This window comes from Paenibacillus sp. FSL W8-0919, from assembly GCF_038003785.1.
Taxonomy (GTDB): domain Bacteria; phylum Bacillota; class Bacilli; order Paenibacillales; family Paenibacillaceae; genus Paenibacillus_AQ; species Paenibacillus_AQ lactis.
This window is the reverse complement of sequence record NZ_JBBOPV010000001.1, coordinates 2,087,146-2,101,943: the sequence shown is the minus strand read 5'-3', so window position 1 is coordinate 2,101,943 and position 14,798 is coordinate 2,087,146. Positions and strand designations below refer to the sequence as shown.

Genomic DNA, 14,798 nt, shown 5'->3' with positions numbered 1-14,798 from the left:
TTCAGGGCCGCCTGTTCGGAGCCCTAGGGATCTGCATTCCCATATTGATCGGAACCGTTATACATAGTCTCCCGTAAGATTCGTATCCTTTGCGGGGATCGCAGTAGATAACGCCAACGAAGGACAACAAAATGGTCAACAACCAGCGAACAAGCAAAACACGCCGTTTAAAGCGAGAGTTTCGCCCTAGAACAGCGTTCCTAATATATTGGTGACCGATTATTGCCGGACCTCCCTATGGATCCGGACAAACGGACAGCGAATCGGAGACTCGGCGCTGTCGTCAAGGAAATATTGCTTCCATTCGTAATTGTCTTCTTGTCCGTACAAATTCAAATCCGGGTGCGGCGGCACGGCATCATACGCCTCTAGGCGTTCCCTGATCAGCTTCTTGGTCCGCTGAGCCTGCCGGGCTTTGGCGTTGAATTGCCGCAAAACCCAGCGCGGCGTGAACGCAAGCATCATGCAAGGAAAATGCCGGCTCCTGCGCTTCTCATGCGCCGGCGTCCCGCAGTAAACGAAATACGGCTCGCCGCCATAACAAAATTCCCATAAGTGATGTGACGGCTCATCCGGTATGGACTCGGGCCATGGCTGCGGGTCATACGCTGTTGCCCGGCTCAGCAGAGCCCAGAACAGCCTCTCGTAATATTCGACGCCATTGCGGCCGTCCCCATCCTTTCCGGTATGGATCATAACCACCAGCGATGTATAGTTTCCGTATTCTCTTGAATGGAGCCCATACTCATGAAGCAGTGAAGCTAATTCACCGGATGCTTCCTCGATTGAATACCTGCTAAGGTTGAGAAAGCCGTATCGGAAATGCTTCAAAGCATGGCCCTGAACGGCCGGAATACAAGGGAATTTGGCGGTCTTATCCGTCATTTTCGCTATCAGGCTGTCAGCGGCTTCAAGCTGCCAGGCCTCCGGCAGATGAAACAAGGCATCCGTATCCAGCAGTGTTGTCCGTGTGCTCATTACCAGTCCCTCCCCTTTCTTCAGCATATAGGGGGGAACAAAAATAGGTGACTGTACCAGCCAAAATTAACATGATTTTAGAAAACCGTTTCACGAAGCTTGAACTTTCTGATATCTTAAGTAGAGAAGAAAATTACCATTCCAGGCTTACGCCTTAATTACCATAGAGAGGATTCTTTCACATTATGTCTAAACCCCTGCTAAACGATCAGATTCAAAATGCCAAGCCGGCCAAAAAGCCGAGGCCTACCGCACCGCCCGTTCGACTGTTCGCGCTGGGAGGGCTTGGGGAAATCGGCAAAAATATGTATGGCGTCGAGTTCAAAAACGAAATCATCCTCATTGATGCCGGCCTGAAATTTCCCGATGCCGAAATGAGCGGTGTCGACTACATTATTCCGGATATCCGGTATTTGATTGAAAACAAGCATAAAATTAAGGGTCTGTTCCTGACGCATGGCCATGAGGACCATATCGGGGCTATCCCTTATGTGCTTCGTCAAATTCAGATGCCGATATTCGGAGGCCCTTTGACCATCGGATTGGTCCGTGCCAAGCTTGAAGAGCATCGACTGCTGGATCAAAGTGATCTGCGGCTCTTCCATGAGGACGAGACCATCTCTTTCAAGCATCTGTCCGTTCATTTCTTCCGGACAACCCACAGCATTCCGGACGCCTTTGGCATCGTTGTCGAAACTCCATACGGTCCTGTTGTACATACCGGGGATTTCAAATTCGATTTCACGCCGGAGGATAAGCCCGCCGATCTTCATAAAATATTAAAGCTTGGCGCACGCGGCGTACTCGCGCTGATGGCGGACAGCACCAACAGCGAACGCGACGGCTTTACGCCTTCGGAGCGTACGGTAGGCGACTCCATTCTCCGCCTGTTCCATGAGTGTCCCGGACGGATCCTGTTTGCCACATTTGCCTCCAACGTCCACCGGCTGCAGCAGGTTGTGGAGGCTGCCATCCGAACCAAACGGAAAATTGCCATCGTCGGACGCAGCATGGAGAAGGTATTCGTCATCGGGCAGGAGCTCGGTTATATTCGCATGCCTGAAGGCATGCTGATTGACGTCAAGGCAGTCAACCGTTACCGTGACGACCAGGTGCTGATTATCTGCACCGGAAGCCAAGGCGAACCCAATGCGGCTCTTACGCGCATCGCTTCCGGGGCGCACCGGTCCATTCAAATTCATCCGAACGATACCGTCATCTTCTCGTCCTCGCCGATTCCGGGGAATACCCAGAACGTGAACCGCAGCATCGATCTGTTGATGCGTGCCGGCGCGGAGGTTAAATACGGCTCGATTCTTGACATTCACACATCCGGGCACGGCTGCCGGGAGGATCTGAAGCTGATGATCAGCAGCCTGCGCCCTAAATATTTCGTGCCGATCCATGGAGAGTACCGGATGCTGCTGAATCACCGACATCTGGCCACTCAGGTTGGGGTTCCGGACAGCAGCGTCTACTTGCTGAATATCGGCAATACGCTGTCGATCTACCGCAATTATGCAAAGAAAGGGCGCAACATTCCTTCGGGGGATATCTACATTAATAACGGCGAACTGCGCAAGCATGAGAAGGAGCTGCTTGAGGAACGGGTGCAGCTGGCCCATGACGGGGTTGTGATCGTTGCGATCACCATTAATCCGGAAACACGGAAGCTCCTGTCCGGCCCGGAGCTGATTACCCGCGGCTTTGTGTATATGCAGGACTCCAAGCCGCTGCTGCGTCGAGCCGAAGCAATGCTCCGCAAGCAGCTGAACAAAGCCGGAGAGCAGCGTGAATATAACCGCGCGGTCTGGGAGCAGATGACGAACACGGCCCTTAACCGTTATTTCAAACGGGAGCTGGGACGAAGCCCATATATTATGCCGTCAATAATGGAAGTATAATTGTAGAATATAGACCCAGAGTACAATTCCATCCATCCGGCTCAAACGAACCAAGGGGCATTCCGAAGGTCTTCAGACCTGATCGGAATGCCCCTTGTGCTCGTTTAATGGCCAACTGCCGATTTTATCGCATACCGGCTGGAGAAGGCTTCAGAGTCCCTGCACTTACTCATCCGCCAGCTCCAGCCCCTTGGTCTCTTTCCCCAGCAGGAGCACTCCCAGCGCCCCAATCAAAATCGTCACAAAGAACATGACAAAAATCAATTCGATACGGGTTCCCTGCTGCTTCAAAACGCCAACAAGCAGCGGTGCAATAACGCCGCCAATCCGGCCGAAGGAGGTCGCAAGCCCTACGCCGGTCGAACGAACCTTCGTCGGGTAAAGCTCCGGACTGTACGCGTACAATCCGCCCCATGCTCCGAGATTAAAGAAGGACAGGCAGATGCCCGCAGCGAGAAGCGAAGCCTCGGTATTCGCGTAACCGAACCAGATCGCGCTGATGGCCGTAAAGACCAAATACGTGACCAGCACGAATTTCCGCCCGAACCTTTCGATAAAGTAAGCGGCCGTAAAATAGCCCGGCAATTGAGCCAGCGTCATAATCAGCACGTACTGGAAGCTTTTGACCAGACTGAAGCCCTTGTCTACCATGACCGTCGGGAGCCACAGGAACATGCCGTAATAGGAGAAGACCACCGTAAACCAGAGCACCCACAGCATGATGCTCGTGCGCCGATGCTCGGTCGACCAAACCGAGGCTACGCGCTCTCCAAACGATAGCCTCCGGGCGCTCTTCTGCCGCATATACCGCGGCGAATCCTCGATTGCGCGGCGAAGGTACAGCGCGTATATGGCCGGCAGCGCCCCAATGACAAAGGCCGTTCGCCATCCATAGTCCGGAATGACGAAATACGCAATCAATGCGGATAAGATCCACCCCGCAGCCCAGAAGCTCTCAAGCAGGACAACCGCTCTTCCCCGTTCCCGGACCGGCATGCTTTCCGAAACGAGGGTGGAGGCCACCGGAAGCTCTCCCCCAAGACCGAACCCTGCGATAAAGCGCAGCAAGCACAGCATGATAAAGCCGGTGGCCAGTGCCGAAAGACCGCTCGCGATCGAGAAAATAAGCAGCGTCCAGAGTAAAATATTTTTGCGTCCGTATTTATCCGCTAGAAAACCGGCCATCGCCGCACCGAATACCATCCCGATCGACGTCGTGCTTGTCAATATCCCGACCTGCTGCGAGCTCAGCGACCATTCTGCGGCGAGGGCGGCGACAACAAACGAGATCATCCCCACATCCATGGCGTCAAACATCCAGCTGATGCCGGCGCTGAACAGGAGCTTACGCTGCTTCGGCTCCTTTAACAGCCCCATCCTTCCGTTACTCATGCTAAACCGCTCCTTTCTTAAGATATCAGACAGTATAAACTTCGCGGCGTCAGCTTTCTGATATCGCAAGAGAAACTACCGCTAAACGCGGTCGTGTCTTCTTTGAATGTACGTCGATAGACGTTTTTCTTACCTTTTTATAATGTAGTGGATTGCTAGAACGGTAGCAAGACTTAATCGTTGTACCGATGCCAATTGCTGCAATGACACCCTTAAACAATTTTATATTGCCCCAAGAAAAGGATAATTTGGACATGGAGCGAATATATTGTTATCAGGCTTCCTATAAATGGTGACAATTCCAAAGCTAATCTAGTGAAATTGAGAGAAATTGGTTATTTTTGACTTGAACAGCTTTGCCTTTTCGTTTATTGTGAAAGAAAGCAAGTCACTTCATTTGGTGTGATTCGTTAGGAACGTTAACAAAGGAGTTATTTAAGTATGTACACGGAACAAGATATTTGGATTGTGCTTACAGGCACGGGCACCTGGTTTAGCAGAATGATCCAATATTTCACGAAAGCCCCGCTAAATCATGCATCCATCGCGTTTGACTCCGAATTACGCGAAGTGTACAGCTTCGGGCGGAAGAAAGCGAACAACCCCTTCAATGGCGGCCTCGTTCGTGAAAATCTCCGCGACCCCTTCTTCTATTCCTCTGCGTGTGCCGTCTACCGCTGTCGTGTCAGTCATGAGGATTACCAGAGGATGTACAATCTTGTTAAAGAAATGATGCGAAACCAGGATCGGTATAAATATAATCTGCTTGGACTGCTAGGCATTTTATTTCGGCTTCATATCGATCGCGACGATGCGTATTTCTGCTCCCACTTTGTCGCGAAGGTCTTCGAACAGGCCGGTCTTCGGCCGGTGAACAAGCCATGTCATTTGGTGACGCCTGAGGATTTCTCCAACTCTCCGCAGCTGACGGAAGTCTACCGGGGGCCGCTGCACGGGTATCTTACGATGGACACGGTTTCTCCTCTGTCCTCACCGCCGACCTACACGCCGGTTACCACCAAAGGCATCAGCAAAATTTTCCGTATCGGTTAAAACCTTGGGCTCCGTCCCCTGTCATCAGCCATTGGCTTAAAGCTTCATGATCTCTGCAACGGACACAAAGAGCAGCCGGGTTTCTACCCCGGCTGCTCCTTTTGTATATCTGCAAGATCAAGCATTACGCAGACGGCGATTGATCCGTTACTTGCTCCAGAACCGGTTTTTCCACCGGATCGGCACTAGGTACAGCTTCCGCCTGCTGTTGCTGCATTTTTCTACGCTTACGTCTTCGTTTGAAATAAATGCCAATCAATATTAAAGGAACCGCGATCAGGGCGATGTACAGGGATACATCCTTCACCATTCCTTCGGCTGCATTGCCGTACAGGTAGAACAAAGTCCCCACGACATAAAATTTGGTCGCTCTACCCAAGGCCGCATAGGCCATCAGTCTCCAGAGCGGGAAGTTCAGACATCCGGACAAAATGGTAAATACCTTAAACGGGATCGGCGTAAACGAACCGATTAATATCGCAGCCTCGCCGTTTTTCTGAAACAGATTGGTTGCCGCGTCGATCCATTGCTTTTTCAAAATTTTATATAATACCGACTTCCCAAGCAGCTTTCCAATCGCGTACCCCAGCGGCGTTCCCAGCAGACATCCGATAAAGCCGTAAGTCGCTAGCCACAGCGCATCTTTCGGGTGAACAATACTCAAGGAAACCTGTAGAAAAAAGGCGGGAATCGGAAAAATCACGGCATCCGCAAATGAATGAATAAACAACCCTAAAGGACCAAAACTCCTCAAAAATTCCAAAATGTCCTGAAACATGTCTCAACCCCTATACATTTTTTCCTGCTTCTCTTTAGATCTGAATAAATTATAGCACATAATGATACGGGAAAGGACCTAGGCTGCTGTATACTTTTGCACGGCGCGAGTGAAAATGGTGCAAGCCTTTGCTCCTATCCAGTATATGCATCGAAGTCATATAACAACAAAAAAACCTTTCTTCCGGGGAAGAAAGGTTTAAGCAAATGCTCTTGCAGCCAGCGGCCGCTGGTCGAATCCAAAATGCATAAGCTTGCAGAAATTTGTGTTTTCTTTAATTCGCCGCTGTGCTGCGATGCGCGGAATGCCGGGTTGGTCCGACAAATTGATTAAGCGGGAAGCCGTTGCTTATCGCTTGGGTAATGAACGCTTTGGCCTGCTGCACAGCTTCACGGACCGTTAGGCCTTTAGCGAGCCCTGCCGTGATGGAGGCTGATGAGGTGCAGCCGGCACCGTGCGTATACTGGGTCAGAATCGCATCGGCTTCAAACCATTCGAAGGTCTTTCCGTCATAGAGCAGGTCCATGGCTTTGCCTTCGCGGATTTTGCCGCGGTCCTTAATCAGGACATGCTTCGCGCCGCGGCCATGAATGATCGCCGCCGCTTCCTGCATCTGCTCCAAGGTCGTAATCGGTCCGGATTTGGCAAGCTGGGAAGCCTCGAACAAATTCGGGGTTACGACATCCGCACGCGGCAGCAGGAACTCCAGCATGGCCTCCGTATTTTCCGGCTGCAGCACTTCATCCGTGCCCTTGCACACCATTACCGGATCGATCACGATGCGCTTCAGATCATGCTTGTCAATATACTTGGCGACCAGCTCGATAATATCAACCGAACCGAGCATGCCCGTCTTCATCGCGTCGATGCCGATGCCCTCGAGCACGGTCTTCAACTGGGTCTCCACGATGCCAAGCTCAACCGGGAAGACCTGGTGATCCCAGGTTGCCGGCTCCATGCAGACGATCGTCGTCAGCGCCGTCATGCCGTACACGTCAAATTCCTGAAACGTCTTGAGGTCCGCTTGGATACCCGCTCCGCCGCTTGTATCCGAGCCAGCTACCGTTAGTGCTTTACGTATCGTCATGGTTCATGTTCCCTTCGCTAGTGAAATGGTTACTCTATTATAAAAAAAACTGCGATTTCCGTCTATCCTTGGCGAACGCGCTGATGCAGCGGCCTATGCTCGTGGATAACCCTGCAAGGTCTTTGGGTATCTCAGCACTCCGCATGCGGATCCCTCCTACGATCCCTCTTATTCCCGGATTTCCTTGAACTGACTTCCCAATGTCGAAATCCGGGAATAAAGGGGCACGCTTCGCTTCTTCTGAGGGGTTCCGCCTGCTCCGTTGATGCCCTTTGGGGGTGGCGCTGGGTTGCAGGTATCCGGGGCTGAGCATCGCCCCTGCTGTTAGGCAGCTGTTCGTTGGAGCAAGTTCCGTGCTTCGAGTTGGCAGGTGCCTCCGCTTATTGCTCCGTAAGAATAACAGGGCCGTCCTTGGTAATCGCCAGTGTATGCTCATATTGCGCAGACCACTTGCCGTCCATCGTTCTGGCAGTCCAGCCGTCGGCGTCGATCTTGCACTTGTACGTCCCGATGTTCAGCATCGGCTCGATGGTGATGACCATGCCTTCCTTCAATCGCGTTCCGCGATGTGGCGGTCCATAATGCGGCACCTGCGGCTCCTCATGCATGTTCTCGCCGATAGCATGCCCTACGAAATGCCGTACCACCGACAGGTTCTCGGATTCGGCATAGGACTGGATGGCATGCGAGATATCGCCGATCCGATTGCCCACGACCGCCTGCTCGATTCCGAGATACAGCGATTTTTTGGTCACATCCAGCAGATGCTGCGCCTCCTCCGAAATATTCCCGACCGGATAGGACCAGGCGGAATCCGCCAGCCATCCGTCGAGCTTCACCACCATGTCAATGGTGACGATATCCCCGTCTTTAAGAGGCTCGTTGCTCGGGAACCCATGACAGATAACGTCATTGACGGAGGCGCAGGTGGCAAACGGATACCCGTGATATCCCTTCTGCTCCGGATGCGCGCCGCGCTCGGCAAGGAACCCCTCCACGAATTGATCAATCTCCAGCGTTGTCACGCCGGGCTTGATCATGGTTGCGATATGCCGGTGGCAATCGGCCAGAATCTCTCCCGCTTTTTTCATCTTCTCAATCTGTTCCGGTGTCTTCAGAATAATCAATCGATCCACTCCTTATGCTGTGTGTGTTTGGCTTCAGCCGTTACATAGTAAAAAGCCTTAGCTGGCCGAGGTCTGAAAATCCATGCTTCCCCCCACAACCAATAAGGCTGAGTCTCGTAAAGTGTATCCGTCTTTCCTTCGGATCATGATTCGCTGATGCATAATTCTACAAAATGCGATCATCCCTTACCTATCTTTATTCTACTCCTTGCGGAGCAAAAACCTCAATCCTTTTGTATAACCGGTATCTTCCAGGCATGATTTGATCATTCTCTGCTTGGATCGTCACTTAGTGACCTGCAATCATGGAGAATAGCTTTCCCCAAAAGGCAGGGTTTGGAACGGCCGGATGATGGTGTGGGAGAGCGGATCTTGGATGGCGGATGTAGTTCGGGCACCTTTTCGTAAGACAAAAAAAAGAAAAACCTTCACGCCCAAAAAACGGCGATAAAGGTATCATGCCCAAAAGCAAGCCACCGGCTCAGGTTACAGGAATCGAAGCCCTTGCGGATGCTGGGAAGTGCATTATGTATTTTCGAATTTGCGAGTGAACTTAACCGAAAACAATGAAAGCCATGCTGGTCGGTTGATCGCCGCGATGTGTTGCCAAGCACCCCCCCATAGCCTTCTACAACCCAATTGTCTCAATTTAGATGTCGTTTCCTCTTCTTTTGGTAAAAATAAATGCCCAGAACCAGGATCAGCACCAGTACGGCTATACTTCCCCGAACGAGCGTGCTCCTGTGTGAAGAGGCGGGATCACCGAGGGACTGGCCGTCTACGGGTGGGTAGCCGCTGCCAAGCTCTTTTAGTTCATTGGCAGCCGAGGATAGGAGAGCTTGGTCCCTTCACATATTCCGGGTTTCCAAATTCCCGGACTCCCTATACGCAAATATTAGATATTCATCGCCGACCGAAAATCGGTCATAGCCGCAGCTCTCAGAAGACATTGCCGTGGAAATCGTCGTTTTCTTGCCCAGCTCTCCCTTCCATACCTTCGAAACCTCGAGCGTTACCATAACCGGATCTGCGCCGGATGAAAAAAGCCGAAAAGGCGGCGGCCCCGATATGCTCGTCACTTTGCCTGCAAAAATCGCCGTCTTAAGCTCCAGGCTTTCGGCAATCGTAGGCGGCTCGGCACAGGAGCAGGCGGAAGCCTTAGGAAGGTTCACGGCATACATACTTATCAGCAGCAGCAAAATGCTTAACAGGACCACGGGCTTGGATTTTGCCATCAAACCAGATCACCTTGATCATATAGACGGCTTAAACATCCAGTATGTTCCAGGCTCTCCCTGCAATTTCACGAATTCGTAGCAGACGATGTTATTTTCTTGCCAAAATCAGATAGTGGCGCTCTGTCGGATACTCGAGTCCTTCCACCCGCAACCCCGCTTGCTCAAGCAGGTTCTGCATCACTTGGGGATCGACACGGTTCGGACGGGGAACTCGCTGCTCCATCGGATCCGCCTGCCATTCCAGGCATAAGCAGCGCCCACCCGTCCTTAGAACCCTTGCGATTTCGCGAACGGAAGCCTCCAGCTCGTCCGTAATGTGCAGGATCAGGGACGCGATGATCCGGTCGACCGCCTCATCCTCGAAAGGCAGCTGCTCCACCTGTCCCTTCACTACTCGCACATTGGTCAATCCCTCTTCTGCTGCCCGCTTCTCCATGAATTCCAGCATCGCCGGCTCCAAGTCTACGGCAAATACGGTTCCAGCAGTCATGCTTGCAGCCGGTATGGAAAAATAGCCGGTTCCTGCCTCAATATCAAGCACGTCCACCTCACCGTTCACCTGGAGCTTCTCCAGCAGCACGGCTGCCGGAAGCTCCCGCTTACGTTCCGGACTTTCCAACCGATCAATAAGGGTTGGATCAAAGCTCTCCTTCATCTTCGTTTCTCCTTTCGTTTCCATCATCGATCTGTATCTGTCGCTTCCTAACCATCATACCGCATTGAGAAGTTGAAGGATAACCTCTATTGGGTCAACCGGATGCACATCTCCTTAGGATGCAAGGTGTACGGGTATGGTGTATGGTGTGTGATGCGTGGTAGGCGATGCATGGTGCGCGGAGAGCGGTGTATGGTGCGCGGTAGGCGATGCATGGTGCGCGGAGAGCGGTACACGGTGCGCTTCGGTGAGCCGAGGTCAAGACATGCCTTAGATGACTGATGAACCCGATAGACTAGCAATTTGACAGGAAACATCCCGTTTCCCCCAAAAAAAAAGCATCCCTCGCAGGATGCTAAAACAAAACGCTGCGGCTATTAACCCAGCCTTCCTTCTACGGCAGCGCAAGCTTCCCCATCACGGTCGGGCGAAGCGCTCCCGTCGCTGCCGGCAGGTTGTTAGGCACGCCGTGCACGAAGTCATTGCCTAACAGAGCAAAAATGACCGCTTCCTTCGCATCGTCATTCCATCCGAGCTCGGCGGAGGTCATTACCTTTTGTCCTGGCAGCCGTTCTTTCAGCATATGAAGCAGCGTCCGGTTATGCGCTCCTCCGCCCGTGACAATCACCTCAGCAATGGGAACTCGCGGAAATACATACCGTTCATAACTGTCCGCAATGGAAGCCGCCGTGAAGGCCGTGGCCGTCGCCACGATATCTTCATCCGAAAGACCTCGCGCGCTCGCTGCCTTAAGAAAAGAAGCCGCATACGGCTGGCCGAAGAGCTCCCTGCCCGTTGATTTGGGCGGCGGCGTCCGGAAATAGGCATGGGACATCATCTCCTCCAAAAGCGCTTGATCCGGCTTCCCCTGAGCTGCCCACTTTCCGCCCTCGTCATAGGAGAGACGGCCCTCCGAAAGCGCGTGGACAACCGCGTCGATCACCATATTCCCCGGCCCAGTATCAAACGCCAGAACTTCGGACGGGCCCGCTCCCGCAGGAAGCGCCGTACAGTTGCCGATGCCGCCGACGTTCTGAAGCAGCCTGCCGCGCTCGGGATGCCGGAACAGGATCAAGTCGCCGTACGGAGCGAAAGGCGCGCCCTGGCCCCCCACCGCCATGTCCGCCGGGCGGAAATCGCCGACAACCGGTAGGCCCGTATGCTTCGCGATGACCGAGATATCGCCGATCTGCAGCGTGGACGGCGTTGAATACGGATCATCCGGCTCCGCCACGGGAAGATGCCAGATCGTCTGCCCGTGCGAGCTGACGAGGTCGACATCCTCGATCCGCATCCCGGCATCCGCTATCGCCTCCAGCACGGCTTCTCCGAACCGATATCCGAGGTAGGCGTTCATACTGCAAACCGCAGCGCTGCTGGAGTGCTCGGTGCCGCACAGCTCCTGCAGCCGCCGGCGAAACTCCGGCTCATAAGAGCGGCTATAATAATGAAGCAGCTCGGCGGAAGCCGTAAGGCCGCTGCCGTGAATCCGGACGATGGCCGCATCGATCCCGTCAAGGGATGTGCCGGACATCAGGCCGACGACCACAGTCGGCTCCCCCTGCTTCCTAGGTGCGAGTATCATGGATTATGCCTCCCCGTACAGAAGATAAGGGGCTCTCATCGTTCTCCACCGATCCGCATCGCTCTCCCACTGCTCCGTGATGCGCCGAAGCCCTTCTTCTTCATGAATATGCTTCCGCACGTCATCGCTGCCCGTAAGCAGATCAATGAAATAACGGTTTCGCCCCTCGGGCGGCGTAAGCCATTGGAACGAATCCGGATGCATCCGGCTGACCAGGTGCAGCAGCACAAGGCCTGCGCGGACCGCCTCCAGCTTCGCGCTGTCCGTCACGAACAGCATGACGCCCCCGCAGCTTACGCCTTGATGCTTCGAGAACGTCGGTGTCATGTATACGGAATGGGCATGAATGCCGGGCAGCTGGTGGGCGTTAAACGCCTTGGCCAGCGCCTCCCCGTCGATCCAAGGCGCGCCGATCCATTCAAACGGCCGCGTCGTGCCTCTGCCCTCCGACAGATTCGTTCCTTCGAAGAAGCAGGTTCCACTGTACAAACGGACGGTATCTAAAGTCGGAATGTTCGGGGACGGGAGCATCCACGGAAGACCTGTATCCGCATAGTCCATCGCCCGGCTCCAGCCTTCCAGCCCGATGACGTCCAGGTCGCAGCCCGTGCCCCTCAGATCATTCGCCATCCGGGCATATTCGCCGATCGTCATCCCGGTGCTGATCGGGATCTGCCACCCGCCCACCATCGATTCATACCCCGGCTCAAGAAGGCCGCCTTCCACCCGATTGCCGCCGAGCGGATTCGGACGGTCCAGAACGATCAGGCTCTTCCCGTGCTCCGCGCAGGCCTCCATAACGTACAACAAGGTCGTCATGTACGTGTAGAACCGCACGCCAAGATCCTGAATATCGAAGATGAGGGTATCGATCTTCTCCAGCATCACCGCATCGGGCTTGCGCGTTGCCCCATACAAGCTGTATACCGGTACGCCGAAGATGGGATCGACTTCATCGTCAACATGCTTGCCGGCCTGCAGCTCTCCGCGGAGCCCATGCTCGCAGGCGAATAAGGCAGTCAATTCAGATTCCGGCAAACCGGCAATGACCTCAATCGAAGAACGAAAATCCGACGTGAGCCCCGTCGGATTCGTAATCACGCCAAGCCGGCGGCCGATGATGCTGTTATGCTTCAACCCCGCCAGCCTGTCGATTCCGGTTAAACATCTCATATGCTGACACCTCCTGGCTCCGAGGACAGGGCGCCGTCAGCCGCAGGCTTCGCCTCCTCGGGATTCAAGACATTATAAGCTGCCTTATGCTGAAATATCGCCCACATGCCGTTGAACAGAAAGCCGAAGCCAACCACGGTGAGAAGAAGCGGAACGGCCACGCATAAAGCCTGAAAGCAAGCCCCAAGCGTATAAGCCGGATAACGCAGAAACAGCTTCACGCTGTGCGCCATCGCTTTGAAGATCCCCATGTTTTCCTGAATGACAAGCTGAAGCGTGTAGAATTGGGAGACCACGGCCATAATGACGAAGTATGTCTGAAAAACCCCGATCGCTAGGTAACCGATACCGTCTTTGCCTCCGTAATACCACCAGGTGGACCATAGGATAAGGATCATCACCACGAAGAAGAAGCCCATGACAACGGCAGGCAGAAACCCCTTGACGGCCCCCTCGAACACATCCTTCAGCACCGGCTTGCCTCTTTCCGTCTTCCGGTGGTAGGCATAGCAGACTCCGAAAAACAGCGGCATATACAGCACCGGAAGCAGCAGCAGCGCCGCAAGCACCGGAGCGAATATGACGACCGCCGCAAGCACCAGCGAGGTGATCATGCTGTACAGTGCCACGCTCGTAATCTCGCGGTATACCTCAACTCCCGTCTTCTTTAACACATCATTCAGCTTGCGCATAAGCTTCCCTCTCCTCCTCCAGATTGTTTACCAATCGATACGCTGTTCCGTCTCCGGATCGAAGAAATGCACCTTGTCGAAATTAAAAATAAACGTTTTGTCCATGCCCGGGTAACCCGTCGTCTCCGGATGCACCTTCGCCGTTACGGTCCGGTTGCCGATCCGGAAGTATACCAGATTCTCCGAGCCGAGATGCTCGACGACCTGTATCTTTCCGGCATACGTGTACTCGTGATTCGGCGTTCCCGGCAAATCCTCGCCGGATATATGCTCCGGCCGAACGCCGAGAATCAGAGGCTTGTTCTCATACTTGCTTAAGCCGCGCGCCATCGCGTCAGGAATGGTAAACGAGCCGCCCTCCATCCGGAGCACATTCCCTTCCTTCGTCACATCGATGAAGTTCATCGGCGGGGAGCCGATAAAGCCCGCAACGAACATGTTCTGCGGATTCGCGTACAGCTCCGTCGGCGAGGCAATCTGCTGGATGATCCCGTTGTTCATGACGACGATGCGCTCCCCAAGCGTCATCGCCTCTACTTGATCGTGCGTGACGTAAACGATCGTCGCTTCAAGCCGCTTGTGCAGCTCTGACAGCTCGACCCGCATCTGCACGCGAAGCTTGGCGTCGAGGTTCGACAGCGGCTCATCGAACAGGAACACCTGCGGATCGCGGACGATCGCCCGGCCCACGGCCACGCGCTGCCGCTGTCCGCCGGACAGCTCGCGCGGCTTGCGATCGATCATCGATTCGAGTCCGAGAATCGAAGCGGCCTGGGCAACCTTTTGCTCGATATAGGCTTTAGGCTTCTTCAAATTCTTCAAGCCGAACGACAGATTCTCGCGGATGGTCATATGCGGATACAGCGCATAATCCTGGAATACCATCGCAATGTCGCGATCCTTCGGATGCAAATTGTTCACGACCCGATCACCGATGATGATATCGCCGGACGTTTGCCGCTCCAAGCCCGCGATCATGCGCAGCGAGGTCGTTTTCCCGCAGCCGGAAGGGCCGACGAATACAACGAATTCTTTATCTTCAATGACAAAGTTCGATCCCGCAACCGCGGTGAAGGTTCCTTTGTTATCGTCTACAAATTCTTTTCGGATGTTCCGAAATTCTACGCGTGCCATAA

General features: G+C 53.7%; 13 protein-coding genes. 2 read left to right on the top strand and 11 right to left on the bottom strand.

Annotated elements, in window-relative coordinates:
* Positions 1-219 precede the first annotated feature (219 nt).
* Positions 220-978: a YqcI/YcgG family protein gene (locus NST44_RS09155; RefSeq protein WP_007131742.1), complete on the bottom strand. Its 759-nt coding sequence runs from the start codon at positions 976-978 to the stop codon at positions 220-222.
* A 185-nt stretch (positions 979-1,163) separates the two neighbouring features.
* Between NST44_RS09155 and rnjA the strand changes: the two genes are divergently transcribed.
* Complete coding sequence (rnjA, locus tag NST44_RS09150) at positions 1,164-2,882, top strand: ribonuclease J1 (RefSeq protein WP_007131743.1); 1,719 nt, start codon at positions 1,164-1,166, stop codon at positions 2,880-2,882.
* A 165-nt stretch (positions 2,883-3,047) separates the two neighbouring features.
* Here the strand turns inward: rnjA and NST44_RS09145 are convergent, their stop codons facing one another.
* Positions 3,048-4,274, bottom strand: coding sequence for an MFS transporter (locus tag NST44_RS09145; RefSeq protein WP_144869808.1), 1,227 nt, complete (start codon positions 4,272-4,274; stop codon positions 3,048-3,050).
* A gap of 441 nt (positions 4,275-4,715) precedes the next feature.
* Here NST44_RS09145 and NST44_RS09140 point away from each other — a divergent pair, with 441 nt between their 5' ends.
* Positions 4,716-5,327: a hypothetical protein gene (locus tag NST44_RS09140; protein ID WP_028405053.1), complete on the top strand. Its 612-nt coding sequence runs from the start codon at positions 4,716-4,718 to the stop codon at positions 5,325-5,327.
* A 124-nt stretch (positions 5,328-5,451) separates the two neighbouring features.
* On the opposite strand, the gene NST44_RS09135 is transcribed toward NST44_RS09140, so the two are convergent.
* The 9 genes from NST44_RS09135 to NST44_RS09095 all read right to left on the bottom strand — a co-directional run bounded on the left by NST44_RS09135 (position 5,452) and on the right by NST44_RS09095 (position 14,796).
* Positions 5,452-6,105, bottom strand: coding sequence for a VTT domain-containing protein (locus NST44_RS09135; RefSeq protein ID WP_144869804.1), 654 nt, complete (start codon positions 6,103-6,105; stop codon positions 5,452-5,454).
* A 274-nt stretch (positions 6,106-6,379) separates the two neighbouring features.
* On the bottom strand, positions 6,380-7,192 hold the full coding sequence (pdxK, locus tag NST44_RS09130; protein WP_007131747.1) for a pyridoxine/pyridoxal/pyridoxamine kinase: 813 nt from the start codon (positions 7,190-7,192) through the stop codon (positions 6,380-6,382).
* Between the two features lie 380 nt (positions 7,193-7,572).
* Positions 7,573-8,319 carry a type I methionyl aminopeptidase gene (gene map, locus NST44_RS09125; protein WP_007131748.1) on the bottom strand — a complete coding sequence of 249 codons (747 nt, stop codon included), beginning with the start codon at positions 8,317-8,319 and terminating at the stop codon, positions 7,573-7,575.
* 848 nt (positions 8,320-9,167) lie between these two features.
* Positions 9,168-9,554 (bottom strand): hypothetical protein, encoded by a 387-nt coding sequence (locus tag NST44_RS09120; RefSeq protein WP_340898995.1) that lies wholly within the window; start codon positions 9,552-9,554, stop codon positions 9,168-9,170.
* A 91-nt stretch (positions 9,555-9,645) separates the two neighbouring features.
* Positions 9,646-10,212, bottom strand: a complete 567-nt coding sequence (locus NST44_RS09115) for a class I SAM-dependent methyltransferase (protein ID WP_340898993.1) — start codon at positions 10,210-10,212, stop codon at positions 9,646-9,648.
* A 394-nt stretch (positions 10,213-10,606) separates the two neighbouring features.
* On the bottom strand, positions 10,607-11,797 hold the full coding sequence (locus tag NST44_RS09110; RefSeq protein WP_340898992.1) for an anhydro-N-acetylmuramic acid kinase: 1,191 nt from the start codon (positions 11,795-11,797) through the stop codon (positions 10,607-10,609).
* A 3-nt stretch (positions 11,798-11,800) separates the two neighbouring features.
* Positions 11,801-12,970: an exo-beta-N-acetylmuramidase NamZ family protein gene (locus tag NST44_RS09105; RefSeq protein ID WP_340898990.1), complete on the bottom strand. Its 1,170-nt coding sequence runs from the start codon at positions 12,968-12,970 to the stop codon at positions 11,801-11,803.
* Positions 12,967-13,662 (bottom strand): hypothetical protein, encoded by a 696-nt coding sequence (locus NST44_RS09100; RefSeq protein WP_007131753.1) that lies wholly within the window; start codon positions 13,660-13,662, stop codon positions 12,967-12,969. The genes NST44_RS09105 and NST44_RS09100 overlap by 4 nt, the downstream gene beginning before the upstream one ends.
* Positions 13,663-13,689: 27 nt before the next feature.
* Positions 13,690-14,796 carry an ABC transporter ATP-binding protein gene (locus NST44_RS09095; RefSeq protein WP_340898989.1) on the bottom strand — a complete coding sequence of 369 codons (1,107 nt, stop codon included), beginning with the start codon at positions 14,794-14,796 and terminating at the stop codon, positions 13,690-13,692.
* Between the last annotated feature and the right edge of the window lie 2 nt (positions 14,797-14,798).

What these genes read in the sequence shown, in the direction of transcription:
- NST44_RS09105 (WP_340898990.1), bottom strand. Translation starts at nt 12,970, where the DNA reads ATGAGATGTTTAACCGGAATCGACAGGCTGGCGGGGTTGAAGCATAAC.
- NST44_RS09120 (WP_340898995.1), bottom strand. Translation starts at nt 9,554, where the DNA reads ATGGCAAAATCCAAGCCCGTGGTCCTGTTAAGCATTTTGCTGCTGCTG.
- NST44_RS09095 (WP_340898989.1), bottom strand. Translation starts at nt 14,796, where the DNA reads ATGGCACGCGTAGAATTTCGGAACATCCGAAAAGAATTTGTAGACGAT.
- NST44_RS09140 (WP_028405053.1), top strand. Translation starts at nt 4,716, where the DNA reads ATGTACACGGAACAAGATATTTGGATTGTGCTTACAGGCACGGGCACC.
- NST44_RS09145 (WP_144869808.1), bottom strand. Translation starts at nt 4,274, where the DNA reads ATGAGTAACGGAAGGATGGGGCTGTTAAAGGAGCCGAAGCAGCGTAAG.
- NST44_RS09110 (WP_340898992.1), bottom strand. Translation starts at nt 11,797, where the DNA reads ATGATACTCGCACCTAGGAAGCAGGGGGAGCCGACTGTGGTCGTCGGC.
- NST44_RS09115 (WP_340898993.1), bottom strand. Translation starts at nt 10,212, where the DNA reads ATGAAGGAGAGCTTTGATCCAACCCTTATTGATCGGTTGGAAAGTCCG.
- NST44_RS09155 (WP_007131742.1), bottom strand. Translation starts at nt 978, where the DNA reads ATGAGCACACGGACAACACTGCTGGATACGGATGCCTTGTTTCATCTG.
- NST44_RS09135 (WP_144869804.1), bottom strand. Translation starts at nt 6,105, where the DNA reads ATGTTTCAGGACATTTTGGAATTTTTGAGGAGTTTTGGTCCTTTAGGG.
- rnjA (WP_007131743.1), top strand. Translation starts at nt 1,164, where the DNA reads ATGTCTAAACCCCTGCTAAACGATCAGATTCAAAATGCCAAGCCGGCC.
- pdxK (WP_007131747.1), bottom strand. Translation starts at nt 7,192, where the DNA reads ATGACGATACGTAAAGCACTAACGGTAGCTGGCTCGGATACAAGCGGC.
- NST44_RS09100 (WP_007131753.1), bottom strand. Translation starts at nt 13,662, where the DNA reads ATGCGCAAGCTGAATGATGTGTTAAAGAAGACGGGAGTTGAGGTATAC.